This window comes from Lacticaseibacillus pantheris DSM 15945 = JCM 12539 = NBRC 106106 (assembly GCF_001311175.1).
Classification (GTDB): Bacteria; Bacillota; Bacilli; order Lactobacillales; family Lactobacillaceae; genus Lacticaseibacillus; species Lacticaseibacillus pantheris.
Genome location: NZ_BBAI01000031.1, coordinates 1 through 24620 on the forward strand (window position 1 = coordinate 1; position 24620 = coordinate 24620).

Here is a 24620-nt window from a genome sequence, read left to right on the forward strand (position 1 = left end):
GTTAAAGGAATCAGTCATTTGACTGGTTCCTTTTTGTGGCTGATTTTCACGGTCAATTAAAAACTGGTCACCGTTAAGGGTGGCCAGTTGATTATTATCTATTAAGGTAAGTCGTTGAAGATCCGGTCGATTGCTTGGTATTCGAAGTCATTGAGCTTAACGTCCAAAGAAACGGCGTTCTGTTTCACCTGCTCCGCTTTGCGGGCACCCGGGATTACTACCGCCACCGCCGGGTTCTTAATGTACCACGCCAGAACTAGTTGGCTCGGTGTGACGTGATGATCGTCCGCAATCGCACGTACTTTGGCCATCCCTGCCGTAATCGCCCGGAAACGGTCAGCCTTAAAGTTGCGGTTGTGCGACTGCCAGTCGTCGGGACCAAAATGCTCGTTGCCGGTGTACTTTCCGGTCAGAACCCCGGAAGCCAGCGGGTAATACGGCACAAAGCTGATGCCCTGGTCCTGCAAGTATGGGAACAACTGCTCCTCCGCTTCCCGCTGGACCAAGCTGTAAGCGTCCTCTACCACGTCAACGTAACCGTCCTGGTTCGCCTCGCGTACCTGCTCAATCGAGAAGTTCGATACGCCGATAGCGCGAATCTTACCGGCTTCCTTCAGTTGCTGCAGCGCCCCGACCGCTTCATATTTCGGCGTGTCCGCGTCAGGAAAGTGAATGTAGAAAATGTCGATGTAGTCGGTACCCAACCGCTGTAGCGCCTGGTCAACCGCTTCAACGAGGAACTCCGGCCGGTTGTTGGGCCGTAAATCGTTGTCTGGATCCTGCGCTGCTTTGTCGGCAATCACTACCTCGTCACGATGGTAGTCACGCAGCACCTCTCCGATGAGTTCCTCCGACCGTCCAACGCCATACATATAGGCGGTATCCAAAGTGGTGATGCCGTTATTCAAAGCGGCGCGGACGACCGCGCGGCCATCGTCATCATTCAGGTGGGCAAATAGGTTGTGCCCGCCGACCTTGTTGGTGCCTAGACCCAGCGGCCCCGTTACCACGTTACTGTGACCAATCGTCACGTTTGTTGTCATAGTTGCACACCCCTTACTATTAATTGGCACAATTATAGTCTTATCGTGCGGGTCTTGCTACCCGTTAGATGAGGCCAAAATGCCGGAGCCCTTTAGGGATACCTTTGTGCATGTTGTCGGCCGTCACAAATTCGGCCGAATGCCGGGCCTTGTGGGTGCCGTTTTGCATGGCCACGGGGTGGTCAACCGCGGCTAGTAGTGGGAGGTCGTTGTCTGCATCCCCAAAGGCGTAAGTGGGCACACCGTGGAGGTCGGGTTGCTCAAGCAGCTCTGCAATACCGCTGGCCTTGGAAGTGTCTTTGCTAATGGTATCGACGTCGTACGGTGAGTCACGGTAGAACGCCATCTCCGGGAATTCTTGCTGATATGCGGATTTGACGCGGTTCCCGGCCTCATCGTTACCGATGAACAACAGCATCCGTGTTACCGGAGTGGCGGGGTCAAAGTCGGGGTTGACCACCGGTACCGCCTGTTGGACGTCAGCGTAATTCGCCTGGGTTAAGTCGTCCGTACCCGATAAGACTGCGTGGTGCTCATTGTAGTAAGCTGTCGTGATCCGATCGCGTCGTGTTGCCGCAGTGATACGCGTGACGGTAGTAGCGGGGATGTAGTGCTGCCCCACGGTGCGGTTGTTGAACCGCACTGTTGCCCCGTTCCCCGCCACAATGGTGCTAATTTTGGTGACGGCCATCAGTGTGTCGATTTCCCACAGGTCGCGCCCTGTGGTGATGACGGGCAACACCCCGTTTGCCCGCAACCGCTTGATGGCCGATAAATTGCACGCGGGCAAAGTTTTGTCATCCGCGTACAACGTTCCGTCCAGGTCAAAAAAAGACTACCGCTCGATACATATATCATCGTCTCCCTTAACGTTTAAGTTAGTCCCACCATAGCAGTTTTAGTAACCGCTTACAACCGCAAGCATGGCAAGCAGGCTATTGGTTGCGTTATATTTCATCTTACTTTAGAATTGTAAGGATTAAGGACAATCACGGCGGATAAACACCGGTTGGTTGGTGTGCACGGGGGAAGACGTAATGCCACAAACAGTTACTTTTGAGAATATTGATACGTTGACGCAGTCGGGGACGGTGGTGTTGGACCTATGGGCGCCGTGGTGTGGACCGTGTAAAATTTTGAGTCCCATGTTGGCCGACCTGGAGCAGGAGCTGGACGGGCTGACCGTCATCAAGCAGAACGTGGATGACGATAAACGCTTGGCCGAGCAGTACCACGTGCAGTCGATTCCCACGATGATTGTGTTTCAGGACGGCAAAGCGGTGGAAAAGGTGACGGGGGCGTTCCCTAAGGACAAGCTCCGGCGCTACTTTGAACGCAAGATTGCTGAATGGCACGATCAACAATAGGACGAACACAACCCGCTGTGGGCCCGTAATGGGTGGCAGCGGGTTCTGTTGTGCAGGGCGTCGTTGGTTAGTCGATTAGGACGATCTCGAACGATTAACCTTTTCTTGGGGAACGCCGCAATCGCCGTTACAAATGAACCACCGACATACTAATGCTTTCCGCACCGCGTCGACTAGGTTAATATAAAGTGATGGAATTACTCGGGAGTGAGTGGGGTGAGTACGGATGACGAGTGTCGATAAGGCTGAGTTGCTAGATACGTGCCTGTTGGCGGGGCGCATCATGATTGAGGGTGGCAGTGAAATGTACCGCGTGGACGACACGATGGCGCGTATCACCGATAATGCGGGTGTGCGCGGCGTGGCTTTGTTCACCACGCCCACCGGTATCGTAGCGGGACTGAACAACGAGCAGTATGTGCAGGTGCGTCAGATTCACCAACGGGAAATCGACCTGGAAAAGGTGAGCCGAGTCAACCAGCTCTCGCGGGAATTTGCGGCGGGGGAGTTGTCACTGGCCGAACTGCACCAACATCTGCGTGCGCTCGCGTTGCACGTACCGTTCTTCCCCATGTGGCTTCAAATTATTGGTGCCGGAGTGCTGAGCGCTACCATGATGATTGTTTTCACCCAGCAGTACGACTGGTTCGACATCCCCACAGCAGCGGTTGCTGGTATCGTGGGTTTTCTGGTGTCCACGTACATTAACCGCCTCACCAACATTCGGTTTGTGGCGGAACTCGCCGGAGCGCTGGCGCTAGCCCTGGTGACTTTAGCGGCATGCAAAGTGGGCTGGGGTCTCAGTCCGGACAACATCCTCATTGGGGCGGCCATGCCCATGGTTCCCGGAGTGGCAATTACGAATTCAATTCGTGACATGCTGGCGGGGCATTTGCTGACGGGGATTACCCGGGGGATGGAGCCATACTGACAGCCTGTGCCATCGGCTTTGGTATTGCCTTAGTGCTACCGTATTTTTAGGGGGGACTACGCATGAATATTTACGTGCAGGCCGTCATTCAGTGCGTTTTTGCGTATCTGGGTACGGTGGCCTTTGCTTTTATTATTAACGTCCCGCGCCGTGCGCTGAACCTGGGCGGCTGGTCGGGCGCCGTCGGGTGGATGGTTTACTGGGTGCTATTCAAACTCGGCTGCTCGATTGTGCTGGCCAACCTGTTGGGGGCCTTTGCCATTGGGATTTGTGCGATTATCTTTGCACGTTGGCGCAAGATGCCGGTGATTGTGTTTACGATTCCGGGATTGGTCCCGTTAGTGCCCGGGGGCACCGCGTACGAGGCCGTCCGCATGTTCGTTTTGGGCCATACGGACGCCGGTATTGGGTACCTTGCCCGGGTGATTACGGTTGCGGGTTCCATTGCGGTAGGGTTTATGTTAGCCCAGCTATTTGGCGACCTCACCCGACGCTACCCCCGCCGTGCCCGCTAACGTCTGGCGCTTTCTGGACTTGTTATCGTCATTGGCGTTGGTGCTTGTCCCAACTGCGGCTTTGCTGTAAAATGGGGTTATGCGATGAGTCGAGTAACACACTATGTGTGAAAGAAAAACGGCCAGCACGTTTCACCCACCGGATTCGTGGGCGCTGGTTTTCCCTCTGGATTGTGGAGTCCATGGAATCGGCCGTGGGTAACCACGGTTGCGTGCATAAGCCTGCCGATGTTTTCGGTGGGCCTTTTTTTTAATTTCTGGGTCGTGGCGGCCTGCAACGATGGGTAGCCACCAGTAAATGGGAAAGAGGTTCTGTTGATGGCAGCAATTCTAACCGTAGACGGTTTACATAAATCCTTTGGTAGTCACCAAGTGCTCCGTAAGGTGAGCTTTACCGTCGAACCAGGCCACGTTGTGGGGCTGGTTGGACCCAATGGTGCTGGTAAGAGTACCATTATGAAAATTATTCTGGGACTGATTCCGTACGACCGCGGCCAGGTGACGATTGGCGGCCAGTCTGTGGGTATCACGAGCCACCAGGCATTGGGTCAAGTAGGCGCGTTGATTGAGTATCCAGGTATTTATCCCTTCCTGACGGGGAAGCAGCACCTGCAGCTCTTTGCGCAGGGCCCCGACAAGCAGAAGCGCGTGGATGCCGTTGTCCACGATATGGGCATGGAGAAGTACATTAACAGCAAGGCTAAACGCTATTCGCTGGGGATGAAGCAAAAACTGGGCGTGGCGCAGGCGTTGCTGAACGAACCCGCACTAGTCATTCTGGATGAACCGATGAACGGTTTGGACCCGGCGGCAGTCAAAAGCTCCGGGATCTTATCCGGGCTAAGGCAGACGCTGGCACCAGCTTCCTGATTTCCAGCCATATTTTAAGTGAGCTGGAAAAAGTTGCGGATGACGTCCTTATCCTGAATAAGGGCCTAATCGTGGAGCAAACGAGCATGACGGCTATGGTAAATCGCGGGGCGGAAGTTTACCTAATCCGGACCAGTGATGACCAGGTTACCAAGCAGGCTTTGGGCAACGCTAGCATCCCCATCATGGAGAGCCCGCAAGGCGTGCTGGTCAACCACGAGGACCTGAACGACGTTTTACGGGTGTTGGTGATGTCAAACATTCACGTGGACGACATTGCACACGTGCAACACGACCTGGAGAGCTCATTCTTAGACATGGTCAACGCTGGTAAGGGGGGTGCACGCGATGCTAATGCTCATTAGGCAGGAACTATACAAGTTATTCCACAAGACTGGGACGTGGGTCGCCATGGTCATCATGGTGCTAATGCAGATTGGATTTGCCGTTGCGACATTGAAGTTGCCGGACCTTTTCAGTGCAACCAGCCTGGTGAACGAACAGTTTGTCGGCGGGGAGCTGATTGTATTCTTTGCAATTGCCATGACCGCCAGCATTATCGCCATGGAATTTCAGTACGGCACCATTAAGCAACTGTTGTACCGCCGCTATTATCGCAGCCAGGTCTTCGTCAGCAAGATAATCACGCTACTGATTGGGCTCGTATTAATGGAAGTATTGAGCAACGCGGTCACTTGGGCGCTGAAGTTCGGGTTATTCCCCAAAGTGGCGTTGGATGCTAAGATGACGGGTGGACGGACCCTCATTGAATACTATGCCCAAAGCCTGGGAGCCGACATGTTGACCACCATTTTGCTCATGAGCTTGGTGTTGTTGCTGGCCACACTGTTCAAGAGTAACGCGGCGGCCATTGTGACCGGGATTATTGGTTACTTTGTTGCTAGCCTGACGGGTTCGTTCTTGATGTTACTGATTGCCCAGCACGAGTGGGTGAAGTGGAATCCGTTCACGATGTTGATGCTATCGGCGCAGGTACAGTCGCCGAATTTTGCAAAGATGACCATGTTGAGCACACCGGTAATGATATACTGCTCGCTGGGTTATACGGTAGTGCTGGGATTGATTGCGTACCTGAGCTTCCGGCGGCGGAGTGTGTAGCTGATACTTTGTAGCAATGTGGGGGTGCAAACATGATTAATGATCCGCAGTTTTTGGCGTTAACGTCACGGGCGCAGCGTGTAGTGGGCCTGATTCTATGGCGCGGAAATCCTGACCGTGAGATTAATGTCGATCAGGACACTTTCTACGCGCGGTTGAAGCTGTTCCCAGGGCAGACGGGTGCAACCATGACTGAACGCGCCTTGGCTGACCTCATTAACGAGTTGCGGGGGTCAGTCCTGCCCAACTTTATGATTCGAGTTGGCGATAACGACCTGGGTGAACAGGAACAGATATTAACGATTACTTACTAGCATTGGTGAGTTGTGTTACGTAACACTCGACGCTGTATGGACAACGTCGAGTGTTTTTTTTGTGCTTTTTTTGTTCTTGCTAGTACGGTGTCAACGGTAACTAGTGGGTGCGGCTGATGGATTGATTAGTAATACCGTCGTTGCAAGTGTCACTTGGTGAGAAAATCATTTATTTATGGACAAATTTTCGTGTATAAGCCTAAAAGTGTTGGCTTTTTGTACAAATGTGATAAAATTATCTTTATAGAAGAGATTAGTATATCGACAGTATATTTAAAAGGGAGATTATGACTATGAAGTGGACTAAATGGATGATTGTTGGTGCGTTTGCCCTCGGCTTGGCCGTAACGCCAAAATTAACGACGCACGCAGCTGAAGTATCTGATCTGGGAATCGTGACTACGACAGATAAGTCGGGGACGGCTACATCAACCGCACAGTTTACGGCAACCGCTGGTAACTTGACGTTAGACCGGGTTCCGGACATGAACTTTGGCGAGACGAATGTTGAGGACTTAGTTAACGGTACAACTCTGAACTATAAGGATAGTAGCGTGACGCAGTTGGATAACGCCAAGGATGGTCAGCTACAGAACCAGATGAAGGTCACTGATTACCGTGGTTCCAACGCCGGTTGGACGTTGTCTGCGAACGCGGGCGCCTTCACGAATGACTCCGACAGTTCGGTGATGAACGTGACGAGCTTGAGTTTCACTGCTGATGGTGCAACCATTGGTACAAGTAGTGATGCAAACAGTGCATTGAGCACGAACAGTTTATCTGGTAGTGACACGCAGGTTTGGGGTGCTACTGCTGGTAATGGTGCCGGGGTGAACACAGCCGACGTCAAGGCTAACGGTGCAACGCTGGTAACGGCGGCAAACCCAAGAGCAACGGCAGGTACGTACCGTGCACCAATTACGTGGACGCTGAGCGCTGCGCCAAGTGCTAACTAACGAATGAAGAAACATTGGCCAGCGACGGGAGTCGTTGGCCTTTTTAGAGGGTGGAGCAAGGCGTTTAGAAAGCAGAGTATAAGTAACTTGGACCGAAAGGCCCGCACTTGGCCTTTTGGTTCAAGTTGCTTATGCGTCGCTTTCTGCCTTGCGCAACCCGTTTCCATACGCACGAGTAACGCGGGAGCGGTGTAGCATTATCCAACTAATGTGATGAGGTCCGCCCTTGTCTTCATTGCCGTAGTGGGTTACGCGCAAGTTTCCACGGCGAACCCGGCCGTGAGACTATAACCACACCATTCAACCTGTTACAATTTAGGTGGATAGAATCAAGCGATAAACAAATTGAAGTTGAACGTCGAGGGTAAGCAGATGAAGAAATTACGTTGGTGGTTGGCAGGCTTGGTGATGGTTGTGATGGCTGTTCTGGCGGTAGGAACGCAATCAGCGCACGCGGCAAGTGGGGCAAGCTTTACCATTGCCCCCGTGCTAACCGATAGTCAGGTGGGCACCGATGATGGCTATTTTAACTTAATGCTGAAACCTGGTCAGGAAGAAACCCTGGCAGTTACCGTCACTAACCTGACCGGCAAAACCAAGCGCATTCGGGTGACCCCCACGACGGCGGGCACCAGTAACTCGGGGCAGTTGAGTTACGTTCCCGGGCTTCCCACCGACACTTCGGCGCAGTACCGCCTGAGCGACCTGATGGATAAGGGCACGACCATTAATTTGCAGCCGCACCATGCGAGCCGCGTGTCCTTCAAGCTCAAGGTGCCTAGCGATGGCATTCGTGGACAGTTGCTGGGCGCGATTTATGCCCGTGATTTAGCCGGCTATAAGCAAGGTGGGACGGGCGTGACCGTCGTGAACAAGTTTGCCATGGTCATCGGCGTAATGGCGCGCACCAGCGATAAGGAGTACGCACCTGACCTGAAGCTGCTGGGTGTCCGCCCGGGCGTACAAAGTAACCAGGCGGCCGTCATTGCCAGTGTACAAAATAATCAGCCGCGCCTCTTTGGTTCCATGAAAATGGTCGCAAAGGTGACGCGTAAGGGCCAGTCAAAGGTGCTGATCAAGCGGACTGAGACCAACATGAGTATGGCCCCAAACTCCCACTTTGATTACGGTGTTTACAGCAAGAAAGCCCTGAGCGCCGGGACGTATACTTTGACGCTAACCGCCACGGCGCACCAGTGGCACTGGCAATTCAAGCGTAATTTCACCATTACCGGCAAGCAAGCGGCCAAGGTCAACAAGCAGACCAACCTGAAGCCTGAAAGTCACTTCCCATGGCTCTGGGTCGTTATCGGCGTGTTGGTTTTGATTATCTTAGTTTTACTAATTTTATTGTTGAAGCGGCGGAAGGATGACACAGAAAAGGACTGAGTGCCATGCGCAAAGTAAGCGTCTTACGGAGCCTCTGGGTAGTGCTCGGTATCGGATTACTCGCCATATTAATAGTTATACCGAGTCCGGTGGCGGCGGCAACGTCTACCGGTCAGGTTGTGGTGCTGCCTAGCCAGTCCTCAGGTTCTGGTGTTGACAATGGGCACCACGGGACGGGTGACCGGCCGCACCAGCAGCTGACACCTTTGGAACGGCTGGCCCAGACTGGTGGTATTGGTCTGCGTCGTGGCTCCGAGCAGTCGGCCAGCCCGCAGCGCCACGGCATGTTGCCCCAAACCAGCGAAGCCCAGCTGAACGTGGTGGGGTGGTTGCTCATTATTGTGGCGATCGAGATATGGTTACTGGTAGGTTTACGTAGAAGGAGGGGTGACCGGGATGCAGCAGAAGCTTAATTGGCGGCGGTTTGGAACGTGGTTGTTGCTCGGGGTCACGCTCGTGCTACTGACCGTGGTTCCTCTGCGGACTAGCGCGGATACCACTAGTAACATCACGGTGCCAACGGCGGTGCCGGCGGGGATGCAGACACCGTCGACGGCTGGTGGTGGGTTAACAACGGGCTTTCGCACGGCTTTGAACTGGAATGATTATTCCGCAACACCAACTACGGCCCAGAAGTATGCGTACTTGGAGAGTGGTAACAAGGTAACGGTGAAAACGAGCTTCTCCAAACCTAATCCCACCACTTCCGTAACGTACACAACGTACCTGAAGGTCGGTGACGGGGCAGTTAGCACTTCGCCAACTTCCGCAACCAATGATCCGGCTAACTCAAAACAATCAAACGTCGCGGTTAACTTTGGTACTCCGAGCGGAATTCAAGGCCAAAATGACGTGATTGGATATGAACTCACGGCACCGACTGTGAGCCAACCAACCTGGGTGTATTTTCAGGTGATGGTGCATGAGTCGGGATTGTTTGCGGGTAACTACTACACTTCCGTCTTTCCAATGCTTGTGCTCCCCAAAGATTATAAACCGACGATGAGTTATACTCCGGCCGTAGTGTTCCGCGGCGGCAGCGCCACGGCCACACCGAGTGTCACGACTAATGGATTTACGCTCGGCCTCAAGACTACTACCCCATCTGCAAGCACGCTCCTGGGCCGGTACCACCTTTACGGCGACCGGCGTGGGAACTACGAGTGGTGCGTTTAGCGTGACGGTACCGGCAACTAGTGCGGGGACCGCGGCGAAGACGTATACGACCGACACGAAGACGCTGTACATCGGTGATATCGCCGACCAATCGGCCTTTGTGGGCAACGACGCAACGTTTACCGTTCAGTTGCCGGATGGTTTAACCGCGAAGAACGTCCGCTGGAAGGGAGCGGGTCTCACCCAAAACGGTGATAGTTCCAGCTTTACGATTCCGTCGGTCACGATGGCTATGTTTGGTGCGCAGATTACCGCCACGATGGATGTGTACCAAGGTGACACCATGATTCAGAAGGATGCCACGGGCACGGCCACATTGACGACCATTGATTCCTTGGTGAAAGGGGCCGTGACACCGCAGCTGGTTTTCAGCGGCAGTAACGTGCCCAACGGGATGAATCAGGCGCAGGGTAAGGTTACCGGTATGAGCGGCGAGGACTTGGGCGCGCAGACTACTTGGAGCAGCAGTGACCCATCGCTAGCTAGTGTTGATGCAAACGGGAAGTTGACGGCTAATACTACCGGGAAAACTGGTATGGTTAACTTGATTGGCAACACTTTATACGTGACCAAGCAATTCAAAACTACCCAACCAGTCACGGTTGCCCGTCTAGCCCAGCCATCCCCATTGGCCGTGGGCTCCACCGCTACTTTGACTGCACCTAACGCCCCGAGTGGCACTAAGTGGACCTACCAGTGGCAGACGGCCGCGGCCGGATCCACGAACTGGACGGACGTGGGCGGAGCCACTGGCGCGACGTACACCACGCCGAGTCTGACCATGGATAACGACAAGCAACAGTACCGCGTGGTTGTGACGATGGCGGATGGTACCACTAAGGTGACGAGTAACCCCGTCACGTTGACAGTTAACGCGGGCGGCTTGGCGTTGCGTGAGGTGCCTTCGTTTAACTTCCGGGTTGCCCAAGACGGCAAGCCGTTAGACGAAATGACAGATCCAACCGTGCAGTCGTTAATTAACGGTGACTTTGATGGTAGCACCACGGACTTCACGAACCCCGATATTTTTAACAAGTGGATGTTATCAGACAGTGATGGCAATATCGGCTTGAGTGATACTCGGTCCCCAGCCGGGCAGGACTATCAGTTGAGCGTCGCCATGACACCGTTCAAAACTGCGGCGGGTCAGCTGAGTGCGGGCGGTGGCACTGCAAAGGTGTTACTGTACTGGATAGATAGTTCTGGTAACCCCGTAATCGGTGGGACCATTCCGGACAACAATACGGATACCACCGTGATGAGCAATCAACCGGTTAATAGCACTACTGGCCGTCTCGACCAGCAAGTATCGGCATTACTGTCAGTGGGCAAGTCACCACGAGCGTGGTGGGCCACTATACAAGCACAATGACGTGGACCCTAACTTCGGGGCCTGACGCGAACTAAACGATGGAGCCAGCACGTACAAATGGTGCTGGCTCCTTTTGTATGTTCCAAGTGGTCATTGAACGGGACAAATTTGTTCGATCAGGTCCTGGCTTTGGCTCACGCAGACACGCTATACTGAACTTAACTAATTCGGGCGACGACAACGAGGGGAAGTTGAATTCGATGACTAAGTTTAACCGTGTAATTACGATTGTTGTGGATTCACTAGGCATTGGCCAGGCGGCGGATAGCGCGCAATTTAACGATGTGGGCGCTGACACTTTGGGTCACATCGCGGCTTTATGGGCGCAGACTGGCGGTTGCCGCACCTACAAAGTCTGGGTATCGGTAATATTCGTCAAGATGACGAAATGGTGGGACTGAAACCGGTGGTAGCCCCGCGCGCAGCCTTTGGCCGGATGGCGGAAATATCTGCGGGTAAGGACTCGATGGACGGTCACTGGGAGATGATGGGGTTGCCCGTCATGGAACCCCTCGGCTACTTTCCGGATGGTTTTCCTGACGCACTGATCAAGCAGATTGCTGACTTTGCGGACCGTCCAGTGATTGTGAACCGCCCCTATTCGGGGACGGACGTCATTCATGATTACGGCGACGAGCAGTTGCGGACGGGGGCGCTGATTGTGTACACTTCGGGCGACTCCGTGCTACAGATTGCGGCGAACGTTGACGTGATTCCTTTGGCTGAGTTGTACCGTATTTGCGAGTACGTGCGTGGGCTGACGGTGGACGCACCCTACCGTATTGGGCGGGTGATTGCGCGCCCGTACACGTACCGGTCGGCGGATGATTTTACGCGCACGAGCGACCGGCGCGATTATACGTTAAAGCCCACGGCGCCAACCGATTTGGACCGGATACAGGCAGCCGGTATACCGACTTACGGCGTGGGCAAAATTAACGATATTTTCTCTGGGCAAGGACTGGATGATGGCGTGCACACGACCAGCAATCATGATGGGATGGTGCAGACGATGCGGGTAGTACAGTCGGGCCGGCAGGGTTTTATTTTCACCAACCTGGTGGATTTAGACGCGATGTACGGTCATCGGCGCAATCCGGCGGGGGCAGCCCAGGCGCTGGAGGAGTTTGACCAGGATTTGGGGACGCTGTTGCCGATGCTGGGGGACAAAGACCTGCTGATTATCACGGCGGACCACGGCAACGACCCCACGTTCCGCGGGACGGACCACACCCGCGAGTTGGTGCCGCTTTTAGCTTATTCACCAAGCTTGGTCAGTGCAAAGCCGCACGATGAACCGCAGCAGTTAGAACTCGGGATTCGGCAACCCTTTAGTGATTTGGGTGTGACGATACTCGATAACTTTGGGGTTGAGAACGGAACGTTTGGGATGTCGTTTTTGGATAAGCTCGAGATATGATGCTTACGTTCGTATCGCACAGAGTAGGACTCGATATTTGTTATCTAGTGCTGCATGGTATGTGGGGGATCAATAAATGTTTGGTTTGGGCGTTAATTAAGGTGTAGGCGGCGGGGGTGGTTTGGATGACGCTGCCGGCCCGGAGCGCCCTAGGAACGTAGTGACGTAGGGCGGCAAATTTAGTAGACCGGGACGGGTCTTCCCGGGCTACTAAATTCGTGGGAGGCCGGAACGGCCGGAGCGTGCGGTTAGCAGGCTGGTCATCCAAACCGCCCCTGCGCCGGAGCCTTGATTAACGCCCAAACCGTTCCGCTGCTGGAGCCGGGGCCAAACCGTTCACCCCACCACCCCTACCAAAACGGGTGGTGGTCTGATATGCTAGTAGCGAGATTGAGTATGCAGTTGCGAGGAGGTTTTGGCCATGCGTGACCATAAATACGGGTTGGGCACGTCCAACTTATCGATATTTCTTGTCCTAATGACGGTGGTTTTCGCCTTTGTGCTGGAAAAGGCGTACACCAGGTATTCACTTATGTGGTGGTTATGCGTGGTGACCTACCTGGTAATTATTGCCGGGATTGACCTGGCGGTAACGAATCGGCGCCGGCGGATTCAGCGTGAGCGCGAGGACCACAAGAAGTAATTACGCGGGGTGGTATAGATGAGTATTCATATTGATGCCGCTAAGGGGAGCGTGGCACCCGTGGTTTTACTGCCGGGCGATCCGTTGCGGGCGGAGTACATGGCGACGAATTTCTTGACGGACGTCACGCAGTACAACGTTGTGCGTGCGGCGTACGGCTACACGGGTACGTACCAAGGGCAAAGGCTGTCAATCCAGGCAACCGGGATGGGCATTCCGTCGATGACCATCTACGCCACGGAGCTCATGCGCGACTTTGGTGCCCAGGTGCTAATTAGGACCGGCACGGCGGGGGGCCTGGCCGACGATATCCAGTTGAGGGATATTGTTTTATCCCAGGCAGCGTCGACCGATAGTTCGATTATCGCGAACACCTTTGGACCCGGAATCACCTTCGCGCCCTGTGCCGATTTTGCGTTGCTCCGGCGCGCCGAAGAATTGGCGCAGGACGCGGGTTATCGGGTGCGTGTGGGCAATACGCTGGGCGAGGACCGGTTCTATAACGACGAGATGGACAAGCAAAAATTGGCCGACTATGGCGTTTTGGCGGCCGAGATGGAAACGCCGGGGCTGTATCTGGCCGCGGCCCACTACCATCGTCAGGCGCTAGCCATGATGACGGTGTCGGACCACATTCCGCGCGACGAGCACATGAGCCCGGACGCACGGCAGTCCACGCTGGACGATATGATCCGGATTGCGTTGCGCTTGGGTAGTGAGGCCGCCGCGCAACTAGATGAATAGCATTGGTGCAGCAAAGGGGCCGCGACAGTTGTCACAGCCCCTTTGCACGTTGAAAGGAAAGTAGAGGTTAATATGCGCAACGAACTGGGGCACGTACGGCCGGTAGAGCCGGATGCCCGCCAGATGACGAACTGGGATATGTGTGCCACGTGGATTGGGGCAAACGCCAATAATGGTACTTGGTACATTGGTGGGGTGATTGCCGCGGCGGGGATGCTGACGGCTTCCACCGCGCTCATCGTTTGCGGGGTGCTTTCGTACGTATTGCTGGCTCTGGCTAGCTACATGGGTTACCGCACCGGACTGCCGGCCATGGCCCTCACCCGGCCGGCGTTCGGCCTCCGCGGGTCGCTCATTCCGTCCGTCATTAACGTGGTGCAGTTCATCGGGTGGGCGGCTGCGAACACCTTTATTGCCGCCATTTCAATTGCTACCATTCTGCACGACCTACTCGGGTGGCCGGCCTATGGCACTCCGGGTGGGCACCGCGGTCTGGTAGTGGGCATTATCGTGATGTCGTTATTACATATGGCTTCTATTGCGCTTGGTGAACGTTCGGTCCGGATGATTGAGCGGGTCGGCATTGTGCTGGTGATGGTGTTCGTGGTTTGGGAATCCATCGTGGTTTTCCAGCACGTGTCGCTAACGGAAATTATGCAGTGGCGTCCGGCCGGACATTTACGACTGAGCGCGGGCGCGGCCATTGACGTGTTGGCGGCGTTTAACCTCGCGTGGGTGACGGCGGCCGCCGACTTTTCCCGGTTTACCGACAAGCCCCACGCCGCAACCACGTGGTCATTCATCGGGGCGAACGTGGGTCTGTTCTGGTTTGCGTTTATTGGGTTGGTGGCCACCATTGCGACGGCCATCACCATGAACCACTTTGACCCGAACGATTCGGATCCCTCGACGATTGCCACCAAGCTGGGGCTCGGCGTGCTGGCGCTGCTGGTCATCGTGATTACCAGTACCACGGCGAACGCGGTCAACCTCATGGCTGCGGGGTCAGCCGTGACGAACATGTGGCACCGCATATCGTTGCGACCAGCGCTGTGGCTGGTGACGATTGTCGCGACGCTGGTGTCGTTTGTACCGCTGTTCTTCGCGACGTTTCTGGATGCGTTCACGGCCTTTCTGGACATGATTGGCATGTTCCTGGGGCCGGAAATTGCCGTCTTCTTGGTGGACTTCTTTATTTTGCGGCACCGGCAATACGACGCCCCGGCCATGAACGTCACCGGGGGTAAGTACTGGTATTGGCACGGCGTTAACTGGCGGGCGCTGGGATCCTGGGCGTTGGGTGTATTGGCTTACTTTGCTTGCCGGCGGATTCCCACGGTGGCTGAGCACCTGGGCGCGACGTTTGTGGCAATGGCCATCACGGCGTGCGTGTACTGGTTGTTGAGCCGTAAGCAAAGTCGCTAGGGATACGTTGTTGTGAGCCATCGGGCACAGAAAAACTCCATTCGGGCCGTAAAAAGCTGGCCCCAATGAAGTCCCCTTTTGGTACGCAAAGTTAGTAATAGATGTAAGATGCAGTTACGCGGACGGCTTCCGGCTTGCCCAGACGCTGCGCGAGGGCGGCCTGGATGTCGTTCTCGTTGGCGCGGGCCCCGTATACCCCGGCGTAGACCCGTTTATGATCAGCGCTAATAAGACGGACGTGACCGATTTGATCGCTTGCAGACTCAATCTGTGCGTTAATGGCGGCGACAGTCAGACCGGGGAGCTTGCTGCGATCGACAATGATGTAGTAGCGGATGTACCCGTTACTATTCGCGCGGTTTGCATTTTCCGGCCAAGTAGCGACCACGGCACCATTATAGTAGGCACGCAACAAGGCCCACAGTCCACCAATTAGCAACAGAAAGCCAACGATGGTGAGCATTGTCATTGCAATCTGAACGGCCGCCCCCCAACGTGCCAGGGTACTAAACCCAATGGTGAGGGCCACAAAGGCGATAATGACCGCTAGACCACCGCGAAGAGTTTGACGCCGGGCGTAGCTAGACCAAGCAGACTGTAACTGACTGTTGAAGCTTTTGAGTTGCTGCGGTGCATCGTTGCTGTCTACCTGGTCCGGTTGTTCATGCCGTTGCCAGGCTAGTTGAGGCGAGAGAATAATGGCGTCAGGAGTTGTCGGCGTGAGTACAAAGTCGCCCAGCTCGGCTTCGGGGTTACTTGAACGTTGTAGGTGCCACCAGCCGTAACTGTAGTTCACGGGCACCCATTGGCGTAAACGCCAGCGGTCAATGATCCGGTTAACCACGATGGGATCGGCCGCAATGGGGTGGAAGATGTACATAGTATCGCCTTCTTTCTACCACATACTACGGCCGTAAGCGCTTACTGTAAAGGTATAAATAACCTAAAATGCACAAAGTCGGTGTGCAATCAGGTAATAGTGGGTTGAGTAAGCATGGTAGCGGTTTCCAGATGCAGCAATCATTGGTAGACTGAAATATGAATTACATTGTGATGACTGATAATTATCCTGGTAACGAATAGCTAATAATACAAGTAGGGGATGGTGGGTCAGATGTTTCCGTACAGTAAGTTGCAATCGCTCAATGACCTAGAAACGGTGATTTATAACTATGTGAATAAGCATTCGCGGGCGGTCGAATCCATGACCATCCGCGAACTGGCCGACCACGCGCACGTTAGCACCACGACCATCCTCCGCTTTGCGAACAAGATGGGCTACGATGGGTACGCGGAGTTGCGGTTCGCGCTCAAGCAACACCGGCGCAACCAGCAACAGACTGAGAGCAACGATAGTTACGACATCACGGTGCCGTTGGCCGACTTTTTCTCCAAGGTGAACTCCACGGACTTCGGCAAACTCATCGATCAGGCAATGACGCTGATCGACGCAGCCCCCATGGTCCTGTTCTTTGGCATCGGGACCGGGGCGTCCTTAAGTCAATATGGCGCACGCTTCTGGTCGAACGCCGGCAAGCTGGCGCTGCCCGTACCGGACCCGTTCCAGCCGTTTACTGGTGGGACGCCGTTTCCCAAAGGCACGGTGGTAGTGGTGCTCTCAGTATCTGGCGAAACCGCGGAGGTGATTGAGTTTGTGAGCCGTGTGCAGCCGGAAGGGGCCAAAATCATCGCGGTTACCAACACGATCGGTCCACGCTGGCCAAAATGAGCGACCTCACAATCAGTTACTACATGCCGGAACTGAAACACGGCTCACTCAACCTCACGACACAGATTCCCATTGTCTACCTCATCGAGATGATTGCGCACCGTTTGGACGATGAGCGGGATAATGGTTAGTTAAACAAACGAACAAAGCGAACATATACGGACCGTCAGCCGTCACGCGCTGGCGGTCCGTTTTGCTGTAGGCACTTTGAATGACCGTAGCTAGACGTTGATGTGCCGGCCTCTAATGCGGATTTGGTGTGGACCAATGTGACAGGTTCCATTTTTGTTACATGTTATAAAGCGGTGAACGTGTTTTTTTTGTGTTCGTGAAACCGTATACATCAAAACCGCAAGCGCATACAATTATCTTTGTGATAGGGAATCACAACATCCTTGGCCAAGGTTGTCAGCAATTATCACTACCAACGTAGTTAATTTATTTCTGGGTAACGCCCGTGGTGCGGTGAGCACCAGCAGGCGTTCGAGTCGCAACGGTACGGAAACACCGTGCCGCGGGTGCAAAATATAATGTAGGTGAATTCTATGAATGACTTTATTAATGACAAAGTATTGCCTAAGGTCATGCGGTTCACGGACAGTAAGATTATTACCGCTTTGAAGAACGGGATGATTTACACCATTCCCTTCATCATCATTGGTTCCGTCTTCCTGATCCTATCGTCCTTACCAATCGTATCCTGGGCCAACTGGATGAATAGTACCGGCTTGGTACCATACTTCAACCAGGCAACGAACTTTTCCTTTAACCTCATGGCAATTATCGCCGTCACCGGGATTGCGTACGAGTGGGCACGCAATGAAGGTATCGCGGCATTACCAGCCGGGATTACCGGTTTAATCAGTTTTCTGGTCGTATTGCAGCCCACCACGCCAATTACTAACCCCGCCGGCAAAGTGCTGGTGAAGAACGTGCGTCACCTGACCGGGTTTATCGACACGAGTTGGTTGGCTGGTAAAGGTATGATTGCCGCCATCATCATCGGTTTGGTCACCGGTTGGATTTATTCTTGGTTCGTGAAGAACAATATCACCATCAAGTTGCCTGAACAGGTACCAGCTAACGTGGCGAACTCCTTTGTTGCCTTGATTCCAGCGGCCGCATTGGTTACCTTCTGGATGCTGGTCTACATGGCCTTTGACCACTTTGGTCACACGTCCATGTTGGCATGGATCTACAACGTAATTCAGACGCCACTGCAAGGGATTACCGATTCGTTCGGTGGTGCGCTGATTGTACCAATTCTGATTTCGTTCCTCTGGTTCTTCGGTGTCCACGGTTCATCCATCGTTTCTGGGATCATGACGGCCATCCTGCTGTCGAACGGGACTGACAACGCCAAGCTCTTTGCTTCCGGTAACCTGTCCCTGAGCCACGGTGGTCACATCTTCACCCAGGCACTGCTGGACCAGTTCGGTACCGTCACTGGTGCCGGGATTACCATTGGGCTGGTTGTATACATGCTGTGGTTTGCTAAGTCCGAACAGATTAAGAGTTTAGGTAAGTTGGAAATTGCTCCGGCGTTGTTCAACATTAACGAACCAATTCTGTTTGGTGTTCCGTTAGTGCTGAACCCAGTGATGGCTATTCCGTTCATCCTGACGCCAACGTTGTCCATGGGGCTTACGTACCTGGCCATCAAGATTGGTCTGTTACCACTATTCAACGGGGTTTACGTACCGTGGACCACGCCGCCAATCTTCTCTGGTTTCCTTGTTGGTGGCTGGCGGACAGCTCTATGGCAAGCATTGATGTTGGCCATGACCTTCTTTACCTACCTGCCGTTCATCCGTAAGTACGACAACCAGTTGTACAAAGAAGAACAGGATAACCTGGCGGAAGAAGAAGCGGCTCAGGCATCCAAATAGTTAATTAAGATAGTTCGTTTAGGCCGTGACCAAAGGTGTGACCGCGTCGCAATGGCGGGTCGGCTTTGGCCGCGGTTTGTATTTACACAGAATGGAGCGTTGATATGACAAAGTTACGCAAAGATTTCCTCTGGGGTGGCGCGGTCGCTGCCCATCAACTTGAAGGCGGCTGGCAAGACGGCGGCAAAGGTGTGAGCGTGGCTGACGTCATGACTGCGGGTGCCAACGGGGTCGAACGGCAAATTACTGACGGTGTGTTGCCGGGTCAGAATTATCCTAACCATGAGGCAATTGATTTCTACCACCACTACAAGGACGACGTGAAGTTGTTCGCGGACCTAGGGCTGAAAGCGTTCCGGACCTCCATCGCCTGGACGCGGATTTTTCCGAATGGTGACGAGGACGAACCGAATGAAGCGGGGCTCCAGTTCTACGACGACCTGTTCGACGAGCTCCACAAGTACGGGATTGAGCCGGTGATTACGCTGTCTCACTTTGAAATGCCGTACCACCTAGTTACCGAGTACGGCGGGTGGCGGAGCCGCAAGGTAATTGATTTCTTCGTCCACTTTGCGACCGTCGTGTTTAAGCGGTACAAGGACAAAGTGAAGTACTGGATGACGTTCAACGAGATTAACAACCAGGCAAATACTGATGCAGCGTTCGCGCTATTCACCAACTCTGGTGTGAAGGTAGAACCCGGTGAGGACGCGGAACGCACGATGTACCAGGCCGCTCATTACGAGGTGGTTGCGAGTGCGTTGGCCGTCCAGATTGGTCACCAGATCAACCCTGATTTTCAGATTGGGGCCATGATTGCTATGGTGCCACTCTATCCGGCCTCGCCCAACCCCCGGGACATTTTCAAGGCCGAGCGGGCGATGCAGACGCGTTATTGGTTCGCCGACGTGCAAGCCAACGGTGCCTACCCGGCATGGTTGACGCAGTACCAGGCGGATGCGGGCTTTGATCTCGACATTACGTTGGCGGACCGTGACGTGCTGGCAGCGGGCAAAGTGGATTACATCGGCTTTTCGTACTACATGTCCAACGCGGTTAAGGCCAAGGACGACGAGCCGGACTCCTACAAGTATGAGGAAAGCAAAGACATCGTGCGCAACCCCACTGTTGAGGCTTCGGAATGGGATGGCAGATTGATCCGCAGGGCTTGCGGTACGCTATGAACTGGTTTAACGACCGGTTCCACTTGCCGCAGTTTATCGTCGAGAACGGCTTTGGTGCCATCGATAAGATTGACGCTGATGGCCACGTGCACGACGATTACCGGGTTGATTATCTCCGCCAGCACATTGAGCAGATGAAGTTGGCCGTGGAGGTTGATGGGGTGGACCTGATGGGGTACACGCCATGGGGGTTCATCGACTTGGTCTCTGCGGGGACGGGCCAGATGGATAAGCGTTACGGCTTTATCTATGTTGATAAAAACGATGCCGGTGAGGGGACACTCAAGCGTTCCAAGAAGGATTCGTTCTATTGGTTCCGCCACGTGATTGCCACTAACGGTGAGGACCTGAGCGACGTTAAGCCGGAATATTAGGGATACTTTGACACTATACGAGGTGCAATAATTATGGCTGAAAAAAACAATTATGCTAGCATGCAACGCGGGCATGTCCACGAGTCTACTGGTTGCCAAGATGCAGAAGGCTGCGGCTGATGCGGGCGAGGACGTGGAGATTTTTGCCACTTCCGCTGACCAGATTGACCAGAAGATGGACGAGAAGAATCCCAACATTTTGATGCTGGGACCACAAGTGCGGTACATGTTTAAGAAGCTACAGGACAGGCTGGACATCCCGGTCGAGGTCATCGACATGAAGGATTACGGCATGATGAACGGCAAAGGTGTACTGGAGACGGCGTTGAAGGGGATAAAGGAATAACCAGAGCGAAGCCCCGCGGTTAAAAGCCAGATTGGAAAGGAACGTGCAGAATGGCTGAAGAACAAGAACAAGAACAAGACCTTGAAGCCATCATGGGCTCATCGTAAACGGCGGTAACGCAAGAGCCTCGCCTTTGAGGCCATTGCTTCCGCAAAGGCCGGCGACTTTGATGACGCAGACGCTAAGCTGGAAGAGGCTAACGTGGCGCTGGGGAAGGCCCATGACGCTCAGACGGGGATGCTGACACAGGAGGCCCAAGGTAACCACGTGCACGTGGGTTTGCTCACGGTGCACTCGCAGGACCACCTGATGACGGCAATCACGTTTCGGGATCTGGCTGGTGAGATTGTAGATTTGTACAAGAAGTTGGCCGGAGTTCCGGTCACAGATTAGTTGAGTCGTAGTAGGGGGCGCGGGATGCGGTACTTTATTAGCTTTGATGTTGGTGGGACCTCCATTAAACACGGACTGGTTGATGAACAGGGCAAAGTAGTGGAACGGGGCTCGTTCATGACGTACAATACGCGCCAGGAGAACCTGGACGGTCTGGTGAAGGCGGTCCACCATTATCAGAATAGTTATACGGTGGACGCAATCGGTGTCTCCGCGCCGGGAATCGTGCGGGCTGATGGCTACATGATTACTGGCGGTGCGATCGACAGTTTCTTTGAATTTAACTTTGCCCAGACGCTACAGGAAATGACGGGGCTGCCGACCCACGTGGAAAATGACGCCAACGCCGCAGCAATTGCGGAACGCTGGCTCGGCAACGCGCAGGGTGTGCAGAACTATGTTTGCCTGGTTTTGGGTACGGGTATTGGCATGGGCATCGTGATTAACGGTGTGGTGTTCCGCGGAGCCCATGGCATGGCCGGCGAAGTTGGGTGGAACATCATCCATGATGTCGACCTGACGCAGGACCTGGAAGCCGCCTCGCTGAACTACCACGCCTCGGTGGTTTCGGGGCTGGTGCGGCGGTACAACGCGTCGTTGAAGTTGGCGTTTCCCAACGCAACGTACGTATCCGACGCGCGGGACATCTTAGCACTCGCACACGAAGATGACCGTATCGCGGCGCCGATTTACCGGGACTTCTTGATGGATGTGTCCACCATGGTACTGAACCTCTTCGGCAACTTTGACCCCGAAGTGATCCTGATTGGCGGTGGTATTAGTGCCAATGATCAATTTATGGTTGACCTGCACGCAATGGTTGATGAATGCCTGGCACGGCACAAGGCGCTTAACGGCGTGAAGGACCGGGTGCTGGGTCAGGTGAAGCCGGCGGGGTTACGCAACGACGCCGGTCTGTTGGGCGCGGTTTATCCGTTAGTACGGGACGCAAAGAAGGGATAAAGACTATGCTGAAATATCACTTTATGAGAAATAACGTGGCGCACGAGGAGGCCTTCTTGGCGCGTCAGGGTGCACACGGCTACATGTTGCGCCGCATTCGGGGTTCGCGCTACTTCTTTGAACGGACCGATGCTGACGCCCATTACAACGTGACTTTGCGGCTCACGCAGACGCCGACGGTTGCAGCGCCGCGTGCGGAACGCGTGGTCACTATGCAAGTGTCGCGGGAAATGTTCTACCACGTCATCTACTCGCAAGACGAGCGGGCAAAGGTCACGACGCGCTCGAATGCGACTGCGGTCGAGCAGTACCACACGTACATGTTGGACGCGGGCGCAAAGCAGGAATGGAAGGGCGGCGTCGGGTTGTTCGGCGGCCTCATCCTGATGACCGGCGCGGTGGCGCTGGCCCAGGTTGCGGGTGTATTGGGCAGTCTACCCGTTCGTGCCATCGTCATGATTGCCGGCGTGGCGCTGGCGGCGGCCGGGTTACGCGGCATCTTCATCGGGCTCCGTAACTCCATTGGTTCCGTGCACCCCAAGCGCGGGACCGCGAATGGTGAGGCCCGGTAGCATCATCTAACCATGTGTATACGAAGACCCACAACCGATTGGCTGTGGGTCTTTGCTTTGTCCTGAAATTGTGTGGGGCGAACCCGCGGGCGGGGTTTGGGGTTGCGGCTTACGTGCCTGCGCCGTGATTGCTACACCCGCACGCTTTAGCCCGTGCCGGGCTTCCACGAAGCCAAAGAAAACCACTTTGTCTCCAGGATTTGCCGCTGTAATTCGCTACGCTCCTAGGGCTGGCTCTGCCAGACCGGCGAATTAACTCCCAGTTAAGGTGCTAAAGCACCAACCGGAAGTAAACGAACAGCGCTCCGGGGTCGCAGCAACCACGTCTCCGGGCACGACGCCTCCACCCCAAACCCCGCCCGCGGTTCCCGATACGTAACAGCAGTGGTTACCGCTCCTACCCCACACGCCTCCGCTCACCGGTCCGACCGACGTGGGCTCCTGCTACTGTGGCTATAACGCCAGAGTGAATGTGGTTTAGCACGTCGGTTGGCTTTAGCCTCATCAACCAGATCAGCAAGCTGGAGCAACAGGAGTGCAATCTGCAGGTTATCAGCGACGGAAAAGCCTCCAGCGGGATTGAGCGTCACTAACCCAAAGCACTACGAAAGATTGCTAGTGCGGGGATTGTCTGGATGGCGGCTATAAAATGATTGGGTGGACGAACCACAAAAATATCCGTCAAGCAAAATACTCAGCAAATACGAACCTCTCCGTTTGCGTTTATCGTGATTATCCACCTATGAATCTTTAATGTAGAAGGTGTTTATATTACAAAGTTTTGAGTGTCATCACTTCCACGAGAAAAATGACCTATTGCCGAATCAAAATATTGGGCTAGACAATACTTCCCAATTCTCATAGATAGTGTCTTTTACATCAAAACTTTCGTGAGCAAGTAAGTACTCTTTTGCTTTGAGAACTAAGGGCGATGAATTTTTAATCGTTAAATTTTCTAAAGGGATCTTCGCGGCACCTAGGGAGTCTTGGCCAATGAACTGAGGGGCGACGGGCTCTATAGCCCCTGCAGACTTGTGAACTCTGTAAAAAAACGCAGATATGCTGATTGAATGCCCATTTTTCATAAGCCCAAGGATATTTAAATGAAGTTGTTCCTACTTGCTCTGTTCTCGATGTCGACAAACCCGTTTCTTCGTATATTTCCCGGGAAATAGCCTTAAACAAAGACTCTCCATCCGCAAGACTACCCCCGGGTAGGTCATATCTATTTATATATGGCCCACCATTTTTCTTGATTACGACTAATCCGTTCTCATCTCCAATGATACCGTAAACACCGAATGCTACATGATATCTTTTTGGCATCTATTATTTCCCTTTCAAGATGCAAGAGGTAGGGCCCACCGGTTTGGGGCGGTTGCCCCAACGGGTTATCGACTTCTCGCCTAAATTCACTAAAATACACTCGACTATAATCATAACCTGTAGAACATAAACAGCGCTTCGAAGGCGTGGTTGCTATAGTAGCGTGAGGCCGCGTCGGACGGGTTGGTGATTTAAGGCGTGTGGGCCGGAGTGGTGGATTACCGCGGAGCGCCCACGAAAGCCGTAACTCACCAACGACCGGCGCGGCCGTCACCCACTACCGTAGCAATCCTCAGCATAGGGCACGAAAGCCGCAACCCCACCACCGCTTTGCCTGCACAAACACCCTAAAGTACCGGCAAGATGTGGATGAGTTCGAGGCCCGGTACCGTCGTCAAGACCTGCCGCCACTGTGCAACCGCGCTGTCGGTGACGGGGCCCGTCAGGACGGTGACGCGTCCGCGGCCCCTTTGCACCCTGCCGCTAATACCCAGTGCGGCTAGCTGCTCGCGCGTCACGTCGTCGCCGCGGATGCCCACGAAACGCGGCGACACCCGGTG

Annotated in this window: 22 protein-coding genes and 6 pseudogenes; 23 read left to right on the top strand and 5 right to left on the bottom strand. The window is 54.2% G+C overall.

Going from position 1 to position 24620, the window contains the following annotated elements:
• Positions 1-101: 101 nt before the first annotated feature.
• Positions 102-1043: an aldo/keto reductase gene (locus JCM12539_RS09315; protein WP_054650949.1), complete on the bottom strand. Its 942-nt coding sequence runs from the start codon at positions 1041-1043 to the stop codon at positions 102-104.
• A 64-nt stretch (positions 1044-1107) separates the two neighbouring features.
• The gene (locus JCM12539_RS09320; protein WP_082405454.1) at positions 1108-1866 is read right to left on the bottom strand and encodes an HAD-IIB family hydrolase; all 759 of its coding nucleotides are present in this window, start codon (positions 1864-1866) and stop codon (positions 1108-1110) included.
• A gap of 214 nt (positions 1867-2080) precedes the next feature.
• Here JCM12539_RS09320 and trxA point away from each other — a divergent pair, with 214 nt between their 5' ends.
• From trxA to JCM12539_RS09395, 15 genes and pseudogenes are all read left to right on the top strand, one after another.
• The gene (gene trxA, locus JCM12539_RS09325; protein ID WP_054650953.1) at positions 2081-2410 is read left to right on the top strand and encodes a thioredoxin; all 330 of its coding nucleotides are present in this window, start codon (positions 2081-2083) and stop codon (positions 2408-2410) included.
• 226 nt (positions 2411-2636) lie between these two features.
• Positions 2637-3391, top strand: a pseudogene (locus tag JCM12539_RS09330) (threonine/serine exporter family protein).
• Between the two features lie 12 nt (positions 3392-3403).
• A complete protein-coding gene (locus JCM12539_RS09335; RefSeq protein WP_054650955.1) occupies positions 3404-3856 on the top strand; it encodes a threonine/serine exporter family protein in 453 nt (150 codons plus the stop codon).
• Between the two features lie 318 nt (positions 3857-4174).
• Positions 4175-5091: pseudogene (locus JCM12539_RS09340) on the top strand (ABC transporter ATP-binding protein).
• Positions 5075-5845: an ABC transporter permease gene (locus JCM12539_RS09345; protein ID WP_054650957.1), complete on the top strand. Its 771-nt coding sequence runs from the start codon at positions 5075-5077 to the stop codon at positions 5843-5845. Before JCM12539_RS09340 ends, JCM12539_RS09345 begins: the two are co-directional and overlap by 17 nt.
• A 32-nt stretch (positions 5846-5877) precedes the next feature.
• Positions 5878-6159 (top strand): hypothetical protein, encoded by a 282-nt coding sequence (locus JCM12539_RS09350; protein ID WP_054650959.1) that lies wholly within the window; start codon positions 5878-5880, stop codon positions 6157-6159.
• Between the two features lie 293 nt (positions 6160-6452).
• A complete protein-coding gene (locus JCM12539_RS09355) occupies positions 6453-7115 on the top strand; it encodes a WxL domain-containing protein (protein WP_054650961.1) in 663 nt (220 codons plus the stop codon).
• 372 nt (positions 7116-7487) lie between these two features.
• Entirely contained in the window at positions 7488-8504 is a 1017-nt protein-coding gene (locus tag JCM12539_RS09360; protein WP_056956191.1) for a WxLIP family cell surface protein, read from the top strand.
• A gap of 5 nt (positions 8505-8509) precedes the next feature.
• The gene (locus tag JCM12539_RS09365) at positions 8510-8917 is read left to right on the top strand and encodes a hypothetical protein (protein WP_056956190.1); all 408 of its coding nucleotides are present in this window, start codon (positions 8510-8512) and stop codon (positions 8915-8917) included.
• Positions 8901-9680 (top strand): hypothetical protein, encoded by a 780-nt coding sequence (locus JCM12539_RS09370; protein ID WP_054650967.1) that lies wholly within the window; start codon positions 8901-8903, stop codon positions 9678-9680. The genes JCM12539_RS09365 and JCM12539_RS09370 overlap by 17 nt, the downstream gene beginning before the upstream one ends.
• Positions 9655-11052, top strand: coding sequence for an immunoglobulin domain-containing protein (locus JCM12539_RS09375; protein ID WP_162204114.1), 1398 nt, complete (start codon positions 9655-9657; stop codon positions 11050-11052). The genes JCM12539_RS09370 and JCM12539_RS09375 overlap by 26 nt, the downstream gene beginning before the upstream one ends.
• 200 nt (positions 11053-11252) lie before the next feature.
• A pseudogene (locus JCM12539_RS09380) lies at positions 11253-12472 on the top strand (phosphopentomutase).
• Between the two features lie 421 nt (positions 12473-12893).
• Positions 12894-13115 (top strand): hypothetical protein, encoded by a 222-nt coding sequence (locus JCM12539_RS09385; protein ID WP_054650971.1) that lies wholly within the window; start codon positions 12894-12896, stop codon positions 13113-13115.
• An 18-nt stretch (positions 13116-13133) separates the two neighbouring features.
• Complete coding sequence (gene deoD, locus JCM12539_RS09390) at positions 13134-13859, top strand: purine-nucleoside phosphorylase (protein ID WP_054650973.1); 726 nt, start codon at positions 13134-13136, stop codon at positions 13857-13859.
• A 72-nt stretch (positions 13860-13931) separates the two neighbouring features.
• Complete coding sequence (locus tag JCM12539_RS09395) at positions 13932-15284, top strand: cytosine permease (protein ID WP_054650975.1); 1353 nt, start codon at positions 13932-13934, stop codon at positions 15282-15284.
• A 91-nt stretch (positions 15285-15375) separates the two neighbouring features.
• Here JCM12539_RS09395 and JCM12539_RS09400 read toward each other — a convergent pair whose 3' ends face one another.
• Positions 15376-16164 carry a hypothetical protein gene (locus tag JCM12539_RS09400; protein WP_054650977.1) on the bottom strand — a complete coding sequence of 263 codons (789 nt, stop codon included), beginning with the start codon at positions 16162-16164 and terminating at the stop codon, positions 15376-15378.
• 234 nt (positions 16165-16398) lie between these two features.
• Between JCM12539_RS09400 and JCM12539_RS09405 the strand changes: the two genes are divergently transcribed.
• The 8 genes and pseudogenes from JCM12539_RS09405 to JCM12539_RS09435 all read left to right on the top strand — a co-directional run bounded on the left by JCM12539_RS09405 (position 16399) and on the right by JCM12539_RS09435 (position 22734).
• Positions 16399-17013 (top strand): MurR/RpiR family transcriptional regulator, encoded by a 615-nt coding sequence (locus JCM12539_RS09405; protein WP_054650979.1) that lies wholly within the window; start codon positions 16399-16401, stop codon positions 17011-17013.
• A complete protein-coding gene (locus tag JCM12539_RS14815) occupies positions 17010-17144 on the top strand; it encodes a hypothetical protein (protein ID WP_263849787.1) in 135 nt (44 codons plus the stop codon). The genes JCM12539_RS09405 and JCM12539_RS14815 overlap by 4 nt, the downstream gene beginning before the upstream one ends.
• Before the next feature lie 414 nt (positions 17145-17558).
• Complete coding sequence (locus tag JCM12539_RS09410; protein ID WP_054650981.1) at positions 17559-18902, top strand: PTS sugar transporter subunit IIC; 1344 nt, start codon at positions 17559-17561, stop codon at positions 18900-18902.
• A gap of 104 nt (positions 18903-19006) precedes the next feature.
• Positions 19007-20460, top strand: a pseudogene (locus JCM12539_RS09415) (6-phospho-beta-glucosidase).
• Between the two features lie 52 nt (positions 20461-20512).
• Positions 20513-20806 (top strand): PTS sugar transporter subunit IIB, encoded by a 294-nt coding sequence (locus JCM12539_RS09420; protein ID WP_054650983.1) that lies wholly within the window; start codon positions 20513-20515, stop codon positions 20804-20806.
• Positions 20807-20856: 50 nt separating this feature from the next.
• A pseudogene (locus JCM12539_RS09425) lies at positions 20857-21199 on the top strand (PTS lactose/cellobiose transporter subunit IIA).
• A gap of 24 nt (positions 21200-21223) precedes the next feature.
• Entirely contained in the window at positions 21224-22162 is a 939-nt protein-coding gene (locus JCM12539_RS09430; protein ID WP_054650985.1) for an ROK family protein, read from the top strand.
• 5 nt (positions 22163-22167) lie between these two features.
• The gene (locus JCM12539_RS09435; RefSeq protein ID WP_054650987.1) at positions 22168-22734 is read left to right on the top strand and encodes a hypothetical protein; all 567 of its coding nucleotides are present in this window, start codon (positions 22168-22170) and stop codon (positions 22732-22734) included.
• Positions 22735-23558: 824 nt separating this feature from the next.
• Here the strand turns inward: JCM12539_RS09435 and JCM12539_RS09440 are convergent.
• Together JCM12539_RS09440 and JCM12539_RS13440 are read right to left on the bottom strand one after the other, a co-directional pair.
• A pseudogene (locus tag JCM12539_RS09440) lies at positions 23559-24060 on the bottom strand (NUDIX hydrolase).
• Between the two features lie 347 nt (positions 24061-24407).
• Positions 24408-24599 (bottom strand): hypothetical protein, encoded by a 192-nt coding sequence (locus JCM12539_RS13440; RefSeq protein WP_054650989.1) that lies wholly within the window; start codon positions 24597-24599, stop codon positions 24408-24410.
• Positions 24600-24620: the final 21 nt, after the last annotated feature.

Bases quoted from the DNA above. Each gene is read 5' to 3' on its own strand.
- JCM12539_RS09315 (WP_054650949.1), bottom strand. From the start codon at position 1,043: ATGACAACAAACGTGACGATTGGTCACAGTAACGTGGTAACGGGGCCG.
- trxA (WP_054650953.1), top strand. From the start codon at position 2,081: ATGCCACAAACAGTTACTTTTGAGAATATTGATACGTTGACGCAGTCG.
- JCM12539_RS09335 (WP_054650955.1), top strand. From the start codon at position 3,404: ATGAATATTTACGTGCAGGCCGTCATTCAGTGCGTTTTTGCGTATCTG.
- JCM12539_RS09345 (WP_054650957.1), top strand. From the start codon at position 5,075: ATGCTAATGCTCATTAGGCAGGAACTATACAAGTTATTCCACAAGACT.
- JCM12539_RS09350 (WP_054650959.1), top strand. From the start codon at position 5,878: ATGATTAATGATCCGCAGTTTTTGGCGTTAACGTCACGGGCGCAGCGT.
- JCM12539_RS09355 (WP_054650961.1), top strand. From the start codon at position 6,453: ATGAAGTGGACTAAATGGATGATTGTTGGTGCGTTTGCCCTCGGCTTG.
- JCM12539_RS09360 (WP_056956191.1), top strand. From the start codon at position 7,488: ATGAAGAAATTACGTTGGTGGTTGGCAGGCTTGGTGATGGTTGTGATG.
- JCM12539_RS09365 (WP_056956190.1), top strand. From the start codon at position 8,510: ATGCGCAAAGTAAGCGTCTTACGGAGCCTCTGGGTAGTGCTCGGTATC.
- JCM12539_RS09370 (WP_054650967.1), top strand. From the start codon at position 8,901: ATGCAGCAGAAGCTTAATTGGCGGCGGTTTGGAACGTGGTTGTTGCTC.
- JCM12539_RS09385 (WP_054650971.1), top strand. From the start codon at position 12,894: ATGCGTGACCATAAATACGGGTTGGGCACGTCCAACTTATCGATATTT.
- deoD (WP_054650973.1), top strand. From the start codon at position 13,134: ATGAGTATTCATATTGATGCCGCTAAGGGGAGCGTGGCACCCGTGGTT.
- JCM12539_RS09395 (WP_054650975.1), top strand. From the start codon at position 13,932: ATGCGCAACGAACTGGGGCACGTACGGCCGGTAGAGCCGGATGCCCGC.
- JCM12539_RS09400 (WP_054650977.1), bottom strand. From the start codon at position 16,164: ATGTACATCTTCCACCCCATTGCGGCCGATCCCATCGTGGTTAACCGG.
- JCM12539_RS09405 (WP_054650979.1), top strand. From the start codon at position 16,399: ATGTTTCCGTACAGTAAGTTGCAATCGCTCAATGACCTAGAAACGGTG.
- JCM12539_RS14815 (WP_263849787.1), top strand. From the start codon at position 17,010: ATGAGCGACCTCACAATCAGTTACTACATGCCGGAACTGAAACACGGC.
- JCM12539_RS09410 (WP_054650981.1), top strand. From the start codon at position 17,559: ATGAATGACTTTATTAATGACAAAGTATTGCCTAAGGTCATGCGGTTC.
- JCM12539_RS09420 (WP_054650983.1), top strand. From the start codon at position 20,513: ATGCTAGCATGCAACGCGGGCATGTCCACGAGTCTACTGGTTGCCAAG.
- JCM12539_RS09430 (WP_054650985.1), top strand. From the start codon at position 21,224: ATGCGGTACTTTATTAGCTTTGATGTTGGTGGGACCTCCATTAAACAC.
- JCM12539_RS09435 (WP_054650987.1), top strand. From the start codon at position 22,168: ATGCTGAAATATCACTTTATGAGAAATAACGTGGCGCACGAGGAGGCC.